At 40.8% G+C, this 14,962-nt stretch carries 2 protein-coding genes; both read left to right on the top strand.

The annotated features are described in order from the left end of the window. Positions 1-3,804 (top strand): DUF7507 domain-containing protein (locus OO007_RS09005; RefSeq protein WP_325808544.1); only part of this gene is annotated, 3,804 nt, incomplete at its 5' end. Between the two features lie 716 nt (positions 3,805-4,520). Further along, positions 4,521-14,696: an SdrD B-like domain-containing protein gene (locus OO007_RS09000; protein WP_325808543.1), complete on the top strand. Its 10,176-nt coding sequence runs from the start codon at positions 4,521-4,523 to the stop codon at positions 14,694-14,696. Positions 14,697-14,962 lie beyond the last annotated feature (266 nt).

The raw sequence follows: 14,962 nt of genomic DNA, 5'->3' as shown, positions 1-14,962 counted from the left end.
GTTAAACCTGCGCCTGACAATGCAGATGAAGATGGTAATGGAGAGATCAGTGAAGGGGATACTTTAACGTATACCATCACTGCTACAAATAATGGGACAGCAACATTAACCAATGTTGTGGTTACAGATAATAAGATCACGCCGAATACTATTAGCTGTGCCACTTTAGCTCCTGCTACGACTTGTGTCTTAAGTGGTACGTACACCGTAACACCAGCCGATGTAACTGCGGGTGAAATCATCAATGATGCCACCGCGAACTCTGATCAAACAGCAGAAAGTACCGCGCAAAATAACAGTGGCATCAATGCACCGAGTCTAACGCTGGTTAAGCCAGCACCTTCTAATGCAGATGAAGATGATAATGGAGAGATCAGTGAAGGGGATACTTTAACGTATACCATTACTGCAACAAATAATGGAGCGGCAACGTTAACTAATGTGATAGTGACGGACAGCTTATTAGCAACTCCAAATGATACAATCACTTGTGCGAATGTTATTTCGGGTTCAACGTGTGTGCTCACTGGTAATTATGTGGTTACTGCTTCTGATGTTTCTTCTGGCTCTATTGTCAATAATGCAAGTGTAATATCAGATCAGACTCCCGCTGTAGATGCTTCAAATACATCGTCTATTCTAGAGCCAAGTTTAGTAGTGGTGAAACCAGAACCAGTAAATGCAGATGAAGATTCTAATGGCGAAATTAGTGAGGGTGATACTTTAACTTACACTATAACTGCCACCAACAACGGGGCTGCAACTTTAACTAATGTTGTTGTAACAGATAGTTTATTAGAAGCGCCAAACGATACAATAACCTGTTCAAGTCTAGCGACTGGCGAGACTTGTGTTCTTACTGGTAATTACACGGTTACAAATGCTGATGTTTTGTCTGGCCAAATTTTAAATACAGCTAGCGCAGTTTCTGATCAAACTATTACACCAGTAACAGATAGCGTTACTAGTGAAGCGTTGATTCCTTCTGCCAGTATTAATAAGTCAGAGCCAGTTAACAGTGATGAAGATGGAAACGGTGTTGTAAGCGCCGGAGATACGCTTACTTATACTGTTACTTATACGAATACGGGTACTGCCACGCTTAGCAATATTTCTATTAATGATAGTCAAATTTCGCCTAGTTCTAAAACATGTTTAACATTAGCGCCTAATGATAGTTGTGTATTAGTTGGTGTTAAAACAGTAACCGAAGACGAAGTAAATGCAGGTTCAATAACAAATACTGCATCAGGTGATTCTGCACAATTAGCAGCTATATCAGATTCTGTTACGACCAAAACAGCAAACCCTGAAATTCGATCCGTGAAAAGCGCAAGCGAGCCAGAGTTGAATGCAGATGGAACTTTTAGTGTTAAATTCACGATAATCACAAAAAATACTGGAACTATTGATTTAAGTTCACTGACACTTATTGATGATTTGAATGCTCAATTAGGAACATCTTTGGTTGAAGTAACCACGCCACCCATAGTCAGTTTTGCAGATAATGCATCAGGTAATTCTCAGTTACCGACGGTAAATTCAAGCTACTCAGGATTATCAGGTTCAACTAATTTATTAACAGGCGCTAATGGTTTACTGGTTGCTGGAGATAGTTATAAAGTTGACTTTGAGGTACGTATTAACCCCTATGCAGAAAATGCTCCTACTAGCTATGGGAACCAGGCAACAGCAGGTGGAACTTCAGGAACTTTAACTGTTAGTGATCTCACTGATAGTGGTACAAACCCAGATGACTCTAATACAGCGAGCAATGATGATACTGGAGGTCATGATGATGCTACATCATTTATACCTCCTGTACCTAAGCCAGAAATTCTAGCAACAAAATTTGCAGGTGCACCTGTACTGAATTCAGATTTAACGTTTAATGTTCCATTCACTATCATCGTTAAAAATACCGGTGATGTGAATATGACCAATCTTCACTTGCAAGATAATTTATCATTGAATGCTCAATTAGGTAGTACTTTCCTTGGGATAGAAGGCACACCTGTATCAGGAATTAGTAATAACATTAGTGGGTCGGCTATAGCTCCTACTATAAATTCAGGCTTTACTGGAACAAGTTCAGATCCTGAACTTTTAATAGGGACAGATGGTTTCCTCGCGCCAGAGGATGAATACACTATTAACTTCGTTGCACGTATAGATCCTAATGCTATAGGTGCGCCAACAGAGTTAAAAAATCAGGCTTCAACTTCGGCTGTTAGTCCAGATAGTTTATCTTATTCTGATCTTTCTGATGCTGGGGACTCTACAGGTAACAGTAACGGTGCGCCTGGTGATACCGGTGACGAAGATGATCCTACATTGTTGCTATCGACTATGTTTACAGTGCCAGCCGCTGATCTATTAATCAGTAAAGTTGCCAGTAAAAAAACCGCGGCAGCGGGGGATTTAATTCCGTATACAATACTAATCAAGAATAAAAGTAACTTCCTGGCCCAAGGAATTTCGGTACTCGATAATTTACCTAATGGATTCAAAATTGATAAGGATACTATCAAAGTAGCAACGTTTGATGCTGGTCACAAACTTCTATCTACCGCTACAGCTAATAGCTCTGGTATAGACCCCGTCACCGTATCGAATTTAGTTATTCCTGTTGAAACTGACGGCTATGTGAAAATTACATATATAGTTCGAATAGGAACGAATATCCTCGCTGGCGACCAATGTAATACAATCAAAGCAAGTGTAAATGCTAATAGTAATATTGCTACGGCCTGTGTAACTATAGATCAAAATACGGTACTCGATCAATCTACCGTGATTGGCAAGGTATTCCATGACCGTGATGGTGATGGGTATCAAGATCTGGCGAATGCATCAGGGCTAACACTTAAGAGTGATTACTTTGGATGGAATAGCTTGCACCTCGGTGACCTTAACGGTCGTGTGAGTGTATTGGATAATCCAAATGATCTAAGTAAATACCAAAAAATAATCCGCATGCCTTATTCTAAGAAGAATGATTTCAAGGTCACGACTCAACAAGGTACTGTGATTAATGTCGATAATCGAGGACAGGTTACGACAGCACATAAAGGACTGAAGAAGAAGGGCCTTACTGCTCAGGATATTCGTGTAACGATACGTAAAACTCGCGGTATCCCAACTCAGACTCCTGTCAAAATACATCGCGTTCCATTAAAAGAAATGGATGTACTTGAAATTACCATCACAAATCATGGTATTTATGAAGAAGGTATCCCAGGTGTGCGTTTAGCAACAGTGGGTGGTTTACTGATTGAAACAGATGGCTATGGACGTTATCACATTCCAGATGTTGATGGAGGACGTCGTAGCTGGGGTAAGAACATTATCATTAAAGTTGATACTGCCACCTTGCCAACAGGTTCTCGTTTTACTACCGAAAACCCAAGAGTATTGCGCTTGACTAGTACAGCACTCAATAAAATAAATTTCGGTATCAAACTACCCGTTAAACAGCAGACAAAACCAGCAAAGAAAAACATAAAGAAGAAGATTGCAGAAAAAACTGCCCCAAAGGTGGGGGGTGCCTCTAACAAAATAATAAGGGTTGAATTAGGCGCTAACTTCTTCGAACCAAACAGTCACGTTATCAAATCTGCTCAGATGAGTAATATCAAACTACTCGCTAATAATATTAAGAAACATGGTCGTGCAGAAATTGATGTCATAGCTGAAGATGTCGCTAAGCAGATTGTGTACAAACGTGTTCAATCAGTAAGACAGGCTTTATATAAACTTCTAGGTGCAGAAACAATGAAATCTGTGAAAATCAATATTAAGTAAAGCATCAGAGATACCGATGTCTAGAAATAGACATTGGTATCTATTCTTCTAAGAATTGTTGTTTTGATAGACTATCTCAGTTTAAAAAAATAATGCATAAACCTTTTGATTATCTAAAAATAAAATACAGTATTTTTAATTAGATTCGTAATTAACGCACCTACAACCAGCCCCATCCTATATTTCACATAGATATATTCTGAAATAGAATAAAAACAGAGTCTATTTCACGACTCATCTACCATGATTTGATATAAGAAAATAAAAAATAGCCCTAAAGTAGGGGGGTGACTTAGTGTTTAATCTATCTGTTTTTTACAATTTCACTGTAACAACTTCAATCTCTATTCATAACTCATTCCTATGCTTTAAATAGCAACAATTCTGTATAAAAATTTATTCAGTATTCATACCGTTCGTCAGTTAAGGTGAACTAAAAATTATTATTTTCTACCAACGGCGCTCTTAGTAAAACCATCATAAGATATTGAAATTAAACGTAAAAAATACGTTTGTTTGCATGTAAATTAACCTCTGATTCAGTTTCGTTTAGATATTATTGATAATTAATTTAATGGCAAAGTCATACATACACGATATTAAATTATTAAGAGAAAGACTTAGTTTATGTAAACAAGTCTTCAACACTAATAGATGTATTTAAGACATAGGCAAGTATCTATAGCGCTGTGTTAATAATAAAAAAAAGGTTTGAGATGAAAGTAGTTGAACAGTGTAGTTCGTATTCGTTAATGAATGAAAAGCAAAGTAAAAACAAACGACGTTCAGGAAGGGTGAGTGCATTCCTGATATTGTTTACATTGTTAGTTATTTCTCCTCAAGTTTTTGCAGAGAATTTAAAAGTTGTATCTTATTATGGTAAGACCGGCGGAATCGTTGGCGATGGTTCATTGAATGCAGTCGGTCAACTGGTTAACGACGTCAATATTTGTCCTTCACCGAATGATAATAATAATGCAGTACCAGGTTGTGATTTTGATGATGACCCTGGTTATCAGGTTAACGATATCAATGATCCGACAGATGATACCTATAATGGGGATTTGATTGTACGCGCTAATGACCAATTTCAGGTATTTGCTGGTTGGTCAGTTAATGGAGGGAATGAGCCAGTTACGATCACAGCTGTATTGCCAAGTTCTTCAGTAGCTCCAGGACCTATTGTAAGTAATCCTCTACGTTGGGCAGGTGTACCAGGCAGTTGTGCACAAGCTCTCTCTTCGATTTCACCAGATGGTTTAACGCTAACTTGTGTACGTTCTAATTACACCACTGCACCTGCCTATAGTGAAGATATCCCTTTTAACGTGGTAGTAAAAGGTGGGACACCGAATGGCACTACACCTGGTGATATCAGTATTACTATTGATTCAGATAACGGAACTGCCTTTCAAGATGATGTAGGCGAAAGTATTATTGTCACAGCTGCGCCTCGTTGGAATATTGAAAAATCTTATTACACAATTTCTAGGAATTACCAACATAACGGTGTTGTAGGCGATTTAATTTGGTATATCTACCGCTTAGAGGTGGATGAGGTGCCAGGCGCTACTGATACAACATCTTCAGTTTTGGGTAATGAGTCGTTGGGTAAAGATTTTAAATTGGAATTTACCGATGATTTAAGCCGTGTTTCACCCAATGCAGAATTAGTTGACTGTAATATGAATTATGAAGCTGCGGGTAGTCCTTGGCCTTTTTACTATGCTGCAGCTCCTGAGCGTGGCACAGCAACACCCAAAGCAACAATGGTACAAACTTGTACACAAGCAAGTGGTCCGGGGACTCCTATCAGTCTTGTTCATGATCATATAGATACTAGCCTTGATCATATTCCAACTATCGCAAGAAATGGAATAACAGCTATACCTGTAACGAGAGCTATTGCTACGTCAGGTATCATTCGTATATTTGTTCCTCAAACGGATGTCATTGCAGGTATCAATACGACGGATACAACAGGCCCAAATGAGTTACGAACCGTAAATGAATATTCTTCATTTGATCCTGTTTCTATTTCAGGACAATCAAACTTTGGTTCTCAAGCAGAAAGTATTGAAGATAATGATTACCCTATTACCCTGCGATACACTTTATCTGGTAGTTTCCAAAAGTATTATGCAAAAAGCACAACTGCCTGGACAACTCCAGTTACAGGTGCAACAACCTGGCGAGCAGGTAATGCAGCGGTTACACCAGGTGCTAATTGGGCAGCAAGATTATCTTATTCAAATAGTGGAAATGCAGGGTCTCTAACAGGGGGTATAATTTGTGATATTTTTGATCCTAATACGGTCGATGTAACAGATATTCCGGGAAGTCCTGGTCATGCAGCAAAACTTGCTCCATATTCGCTTACCCCTGCCTCAGTAACAGCAGGCGCTGTCTTCGAGTATGCGACTGGGTTTGTTGGCGGAAGCTGGCCTCCTGATGCTAACTCTAACCAAAGTGTGAGAGTGTCACAAGAATGTGGTGATGCTGGTATAACTTGGCATTCAACCACTACTGCTGCAAGATTAGTAGGACCAATTTCAAAAGTTAGGGTGAGATTTACAACGGATATTGATCCAGGAAAGTCTGCTCATCCTGTGATCAACTTAGTAGCACGTAGTAATGATCTTAATGGTAATGCTTTACCTGCTGGAACTATTATTCCAAATTACTCCAGCGTTACTGATGATACATATTTTACAGCAGCTCGTTATCCTGCTACGAATGGTTGGTTAACTAATAACTACGAGCCAAAGTCAGATTTTGATAACCCTCCGAGTGGAAATTATGGTGACCGTGTTCTATTAGTCCGAGGTAAGGTGCGAATTCAGAAAGACCTATCTACTAATAATGTTTCTTCAGGTAGTGTAGTTGATGTTAATTTACGTCCTTCCTTTACTTGCGATGCGACCACGATTGAAACAGCACCCGTTAAAATAATAGAGATGTTGCATGAGGGATTATCGTATCAAACAGGGTCAGCCACTAATCCACCGGGTGAGCCTGTAATTGGCAGTTGTTCTAACCTTGAAGATGGAGATTTAAAAACTTCTTGTACGGCTGATAATCAAATATTGATCTGGGACTTAGGTCTTAAAGATTGTAATACAGTTATTCCTGATTTGGACTATAAGATAGATGTATCACCGGCAGCTCCAGTAGGTACCCTACGTACTTACAGCATGATTTCTGCACCAGCAGATGCTAGCCCATTAACGATTCGTACCGCAAATGCGAATATGACTATGAGCCTTCCTTCTGCATTGATAATGACAAAAACGACTTCAGATGCTTTTTATGAAATCGATGAGACCTTGAACTATACGGTTAATGCGCGTAACGGTACTGCAAATCCATTAACGAATGTGGAAATTATTGATATCCTTCCTTTTAATGGAGATGACACAGATGGGTTTAAATTCACCACGGGCTCGTCGATTGTAGATATTACAAGATCCCCTGGGAGTGACTTTGATGGGAATACCAGCTTTACGAGTGTTAATCTTTCAAGTTGTGCGGGTACACCCACTTATAGATATTCAAATACAACACATAAAAACATTGATATAAGCCCACCTGCTTTAACTAATACTAATGGTACAACCACTTGGTGTGCAGGAACAAGTTCAGGACCTGCGGGTAGTTGTGGTTTTTCGAATAGTGATGTTACGGCTGTTTGGGTATCTGGTATTGAATTAGGTCCTAACGCACTGTGTGCAGTAAACGTAGCGATTGGTACTTCAGGTCAAACCATTACACGATTACAACGTTTCACAAACTCAGCGGGAGCATTTGCTAATGAAATAAGTTTACCGACCTTGTCAAACGAAGTAACGATCATTGGGCAACAACCCGTTACTATTGATGATACACAAAGTAACCCAGGGTTTATTAGTCCTACAAATCCAACTACGCTTGACATTACATCGAATGATTCACATCCTGATAGTGTTGTTAGTCTGGATAAAACAACGGTTAGCTTTGACCCTAGTAGTGTCACAGGCGGCGTTGGAACCGATACAGATGGTGATGGTGACATTGATCGAGTTGTCGTTCCTAACGAAGGCACGTGGACAGTTGATGCAAATGGCATAGTTACATTTACACCTGTTGCTGGTTTTACAGGCGATCCATCACCTATTTCTTATACAATTAAATCAGATAATGGTTTTCAAAGTGAACCAGCCACAATTACGGTTGATTACAATAAACCATCGACAATCAGCGGTAAAGTTGAACTTGATACCAATAACGATAATACAGGTGATGCGCCACTTTCGGGTGTAACAGTTACATTATATGAGTCTGATGGAACAACACTAGCCACTGATGCTTTTGGTAATGCGATTCCTGCTGCTACAACATCAGCAGATGGTAGTTATAGTTTTACAAATATTGGTTCTGGCGATTATGTGATCAAAGAAACAAATCCTGCTAACTATAGCTCGATTTCTGATGTTGAGGGTGCTAATGACGATAGTATTGCAGTTACAATGCCTGTAATTCCAGCTCCTATCATTAATCAGAATTTTGTAGATGCGTACCCAGAAATAAAGGCTATTCCAGAAACGTTTCCTGTTATTAATGGTAAAGACGGTGGTATTACTACTACAGTATTAACTAGTGATACTTTAATCGGTTCTCCAGTAGTAGCTTCAGATGTAACAATTACAGTCGGTACCTCAGCCTCTGAGATAACACTTGATCCAACAACTGGTTTAATTACAGTGGCGCCGAATACACCAGCGGGAACTTATCAAGTTACTTACACAATCTGTGAGAACGCTATTCCAACAAACTGTTCAACAACCACAGAGACGGTAACGGTAGAAGCCCCCGAGATACTGGCTGTACCAGAAACATTCCCAATTATTAACGGTAAAGACGGTGGCGTAACGACAACGGTATTAGCGAGTGATACTTTAAACGGTGATCCCGTTGTAGCAGCAGATGTGACGATTACTGTTGGTACTTCTGCACCTGAATTAACACTTGATCCAGGTACAGGTTTAATTACTGTGGCACCCAATACAGCAGCAGGTGATTATCAGGTTACTTATACGATCTGTGAAAATACAAACTCAACTAATTGTTCAACGACGACAGAGACAGTATCCGTTTTAGCGTCAGAAATACTAGCTGTTCCAGAAATATATCCAGTAGTAAATGGAAAAGACGGTGGAGTAACTACAACGGTTCTCGCCAGTGATACCTTAAATGGTGATCCAGTAGTCGCTACAGATGTAACAATTACTGTTGGTACATCTGCACCTGAACTAACGCTTGATCCAGTTACTGGTTTAATCACTGTCGCAGCGAATACACCAGCGGGTGATTATCAGGTCACTTACACTATTTGTGAGAATATTAATGCTACGAATTGTTCGACCACCACAGAAACAGTAACGGTTGAAGCGCCAGTAATATTGGCTGTTGCAGAAACATATCCAGCTGTAAATGGTAAAGACGGTGGTGTAACAACAACTGTACTAGCCAGTGATACGTTAAATGGTGATCCAGTAGTCGCTACAGATGTAACGATTACTGTTGGTACTTCAGCACCTGAACTAACGCTTGATCCAAGTACTGGTTTAATCACTGTAGCGCCAAATACACCAGCAGGTGATTATCAGGTTACCTATACAATTTGTGAAATTATCAATCCAACGAATTGTTCAACTACAACCGAAACAGTAACGGTTGAAGCTCCAGCAATATTGGCAGTTCCAGAAAGCTATCCAGCTGTAAATGGCGTTGATGGTGGTGTAACAACTACAGTTCTTGCGAGCGATACCTTAAATGGAGACCCAGTAGTAGCATCGGATGTAACAATTACGGTTGATGCTTCAGATCCTGCATTAACGTTAGATCCTGCAACGGGTTTAATCACAGTTGCTCCAGGAACTGCGGCAGGTCAACACACAGTTACTTATACAATTTGTGAAATATTGAATCCTACTAACTGTTCAACGACAACTGAAACAGTTGCGGTAGATGTAGCACCGATTACTGCGATTCCTGAGTCCTTCCCAGCTATAAACGGTCTGGAAGGTGGAGATACAACGTCAGTGCTTGCGAGTGATACATTGAACGGAGACCCTGTAGTTGCTACCGATGTAACCATTACAGTTGATACTTCAGACTCTGAACTAACTCTAGATCCTACGACAGGGGTGATTACTGTTACTCCAGGTACACCAGCGGGTGTTTATGAAGTGACTTACACAATTTGTGAGAATTTAAACCCAACAAACTGTGCGACTACAACAGAGAAAGTTACTGTAGAAGCGTCAGTGATATTAGCGATTCCGGAAAGTTATCCAGCATTCAATGGGGTAGATGGAGGAGTTACTACAACGGTACTTGCAAGCGATACCTTAAATGGTGATCCTGTAGACGCTTCAGACGTAACAATTACGGTTGATGCCTCAGATCCTGCATTAACGTTAGATCCTGCAACGGGTTTGATAACAGTTGCTCCTGGAACTGCAGCTGGTCAACACACAGTCACATACACTATTTGTGAGAATCTAAATCCTACAAACTGTTCGACAACGACTGAAACGGTTGCAGTTGATGTGGCGCCTATATCCGCAATTCCTGAGACTTTCCCTGTTATAAATGGTCTTGATGGTGGCGTAACTACGTCAGCACTTGTTAGTGATACTTTGAATGGAGACCCAGTTGTAGCTACCGATGTAACGATAACGGTTGACACATCTGACTCTGAGCTTACTTTAGACCCAGCGACCGGTTTAATAACTGTTGCACCTAACACGCCAGCAGATGTTTATGAAGTGACTTACACAATTTGTGAGAACTTAAACCCAACAAACTGTGCAACTACAACGGAGACAGTGACGGTTGAAGCTGCAGAAATTTTGGCTGTACCAGAGACATTCCCTACGATTAATGGACTAGATGGCGGTGTAACAACAACAGTTTTAGCAAGTGACACTTTAAACGGTAATCCAGTTGTTGCGGCTGATGTGACTATTACGGTAGATGCTTCTGATCCTGGGTTAACACTTGATCCTATTACAGGATTGATAACAGTAGCGCCAGGCACAGCGGCAGGTCCTCATATAGTGACTTATACAATTTGTGAAAATCTGAATCCTACAAATTGTTCAACAACTACTGAAACTGTTTCGGTTGACGTAGCGCCTATACTTGCTGTGCCAGAAACCTATCCAGTAATTAATGGTGCGGATGGCGGTATAACCACAACGGTCTTAGCCAGCGATACCTTAAATGGTGTAGCAGTAGTACCAGCAGATGTAACAATTACAGTCGATGCAACAGATCCTAATCTTACGCTTGATCCAGCAACTGGTTTGATCACTGTAGCTCCAGGTACACCGGCTGGTGATCACACTGTGACGTACGCGATTTGTGAAAACTTAAATCCTGATAACTGTTCTACCACAACAGAAACTGTAACGGTAGAAGCGGCTGCTATTCAAGCGATACCAGAAACGTATCCTGTTATTAACGGTACAGAGGGTGGAGTAACCACAACAGTGTTAGCAAGTGACACATTAAACGGTGCCCCAGTCATTGCAGAAGATGTAACAATTACGGTTGATGCAACGGATCCAAACCTTACTTTAGATCCAGCAACGGGTTTAATTACCGTAGCGCCAGGCACAGCAGCCGGTAGCTATGAAGTTACTTACACTATCTGTGAGAATTTGAACCCTGATAACTGTTCTGCGACAACAGAAAAGGTAACAGTAGAAGCAGCACCTATCCTTGCTGTTGCAGAAACGTTTGAACCTATCAATGGTTTTGAAGGTGGCGTAACAACGAACGTATTGGCGAGTGACTCTCTTAATGGTGCGCCAGTAGTTGCTACGGATGTAACGATTACAGTTGATACCACAGCGCCAGAGTTAGTGCTCGATCCAGACACAGGATTGATAACAGTAGCAGCAGGTACTGCTGCGGGTACTTACGAAGTTACTTACACGATCTGTGAGAACTTGAACCCTGATAACTGTTCGAGGACGACTGAAACAGTCAATATCGATATGCCATCAATAGGTGCTGAACCCGATATTATGGCCACTATAGATGGTACCACTGGTGGATCAGGTAGTGTCAATGTCCTAACGAATGACACAATTAATGATGAAGCGGTTGATCCAGCATTAGTGGCTATCACAATGAATAGTTCTACCTCTCCAGGTGTAACGATCACGCCAAATGGAACATTAACCGTAGCTCCTGGAACTCCAGCTGGTACTTACACGGTTGAATACACTATTTGTGAGATTCTTAATCCTACAAACTGTAGTACGACTACAGCAACGGTTCCGGTTATTGTCAATCTTCCACCTGTTGCAGAGGATGACAGTAAAGAAGATCAGAGACTAGGTCAGCCAGTAACAATTCAGACAGTGGCTAACGACAGTGATCCAGAGGACAGCCTTGATCCAACATCTGTTAAGTTACGTGATCCTTCAGGTAACTCAGTGACGACATTAGTCATAGCAGGTGAGGGTACTTGGACAGTTGATCCAACCACAGGTGATATTACCTTTACACCAGAGCCTGGTTACTTAGGAGATCCAACACCGGTTGATTACACGGTAAAAGACACCAGAGGTCTTGAATCGAATATCGCCACGGTCACGATTGACTATGAAGAGCCAGCAGCGATTGAAGGAACAGTGTGGCTAGACAGCGATAAAGACAATGAAATTGATCCAGGTGAAGACCGCAAAGCCGGTTGGACGCTCAAGATCAAAGACAAAGACGGCAATGTGATTGCGACCACGGTTACTGATGCACAAGGTAACTACTCTGTTACAGGTTTAATTCCTGATGAGTATACCGTTGAGTTCTACAATACCAATGGCACCTTGATTACAACCAAGTCTACGGATGGCCCACTAGCATCAGGTGAAACCACAAATTTACCATTACCGGTTGATCCAAGCGGAGTGGTATATGACAGCACCACGAGTGAAGTACTACCTGATGTTACCTTACAACTGGTTAACTCACAGGGAACCCCTGTAGATTTAAGTTGTTTAGGTGAAGGTCAACAAAACCAGGTAACAGCAGAGGATGGTATTTATGCCTTTGATGTTTATCCAGGCGCTCATCCAAGTTGTCAAAATGGTGAAACGTATACCATTAAAATTACCAAAGCACCTGCAGGTTACTACGTAGACAGCACAATCACTCCACCAAAAACCGGTGTATATGATAGTGATCCAAATGAGTCAAATTGTACTGTAGATGCGATTGCTAATAGTGGTAGTTGTGAAGTGCAAGGTCAGCCAGATGCACCACAAGAAGGTCAGGACACGACTTACTATATGGACTTCTCGTTGAACTCCGGTGATAGCAATGTCATCTTTAACCATATTCCGTTAGACAATGAAATCGCGCGTCAGACTGAATTAGATGATGACACCGTATTGTTGAGTAAATCAGCGAACAAGAAAGAAATCAGTGTTGGTGATCAGTTGTACTACACAGTACGAGCTGAGAACACAAAAGAAGACGAGGTAGAGGTTGATGTACGTGATGACTTACCAAAAGGCTTCAAGTTTGTGGCTAATGAAGCAAAGCTAACTAGAGCTGGTGTGGACAACACTTTTGGTACAGCTGACGATATCGTTTCAACGATAAAAGCAACGGGAACATCTACAGTCAGCTTCGGTCCATTAACGTTACAAGGTAATGAGATCGTGCAGATCGGATATATCCTCAAAGTCGGTACAGCAGCCACACAAGGTGATGCAATTAATACTGTACAAGTATTCGCATCTGGCTCTGACGATGATATAGGCAGTAACATCGCTACCGCAACAGTTGCCATCGTTGCAGACAGCGTGCTGGATCAATCGACCTTAATTGGTAAAGTGTTCCATGACCGTGACGGTGATGGTTACCAGGATCCTGCAAATGTTACAGGCCTAACCGTGAAGAGTGATTACTTCGGTTGGAATAGTCTTCACCTTGGTGGGCTTAACGGTCGCATCAGTGTGCTGGATAATCCAAATGATCTCGATAATTATCAGAAAATCATTCGCATGCCTTTCTCTAAGAAGAATGATTTCAAAGTCACTACTAAGCAGGGAACGGTAATTACGGTAGATAACCGCGGTCAGATAAAAACAGATCATACAGGCCTGAAGAAGAAAGGACTGACAGGTCAGGATATCCGTGTGACCACACGCAAGATTCGTGGTATTCCTACCCAGACGCCAGTGAAAGCTAAACGAATACCAGAGAAAGAAACGGATGTTCTTGAAATCACCATTACCAATTATGGTATTCATGAAGAAGGTATACCGGGTGTGCGATTAGCAACAGTGGATGGTCTATTAATCGAAACTGATGGTTATGGACGCTATCACCTACCTGATGTTGATGGAGGACGTAGAGGCTGGGGCAAGAATATAGTGCTTAAAGTTGATACGGCAACATTACCGAATGGTTCACGTTTTACCACAGAGAATCCTAGAGTGATGCGTTTGACGGGTACTTCACTGAATAAGATTAACTTTGGTATACAGCTACCAGTAGAAAAACAGGTAGCTCCTGAAACCTATACATCATCAAAAATCCAGTCATCATCAAAAACTGCCCCAAAGGTGGGGGGTGGCTCTAGCAAGGTGGTAAGAGTTGAAGTGGGTGATAGCTTTTTTGAACATAACAGTCACGTTATCAAAACTGCTCAGATGCGTAATATCAAGCTCCTTGCAGATCATGTTAAGCAATATGGCCGAGCAGAAATTGATGTTAAAGCAGAAGGTGTCGCCAAACAGATTGTCTACAAACGTGCTCAATCTATAAGGCAGGCTTTATATAAACTTTTAGGTGCTAAGACGATGAAGTCAGTGAAGATCAATATCAAGTAATAACTAAGTGAAGGATGCTGATTCTTGTATAAGCATCAGTATCAGTATCCTTCAATAAGGTTAAAAATAATAAATAGAATGTATAACCACAGACTCTTATAACTTTACACCGCTCATCAGTTTTGCCGAACTTAATTAGTATAAATTCTACAAAAATATAAGCATAGGTGAATATATAAGATATTGAAAATAAATGAATAATAAAATACTTTGCATGTAAGTTAATACCCAGTTCAGTTTCAATATTATAGAATTAGAGAAATTTA

Source organism: Cocleimonas sp. KMM 6892, from assembly GCF_035798195.1.
GTDB classification, from domain to species: Bacteria; Pseudomonadota; Gammaproteobacteria; order Thiotrichales; family Thiotrichaceae; genus Cocleimonas; species Cocleimonas flava.
The sequence above is the reverse complement of the archived record's forward strand: the minus strand, read 5'-3'. Positions and strand labels throughout refer to the sequence as shown.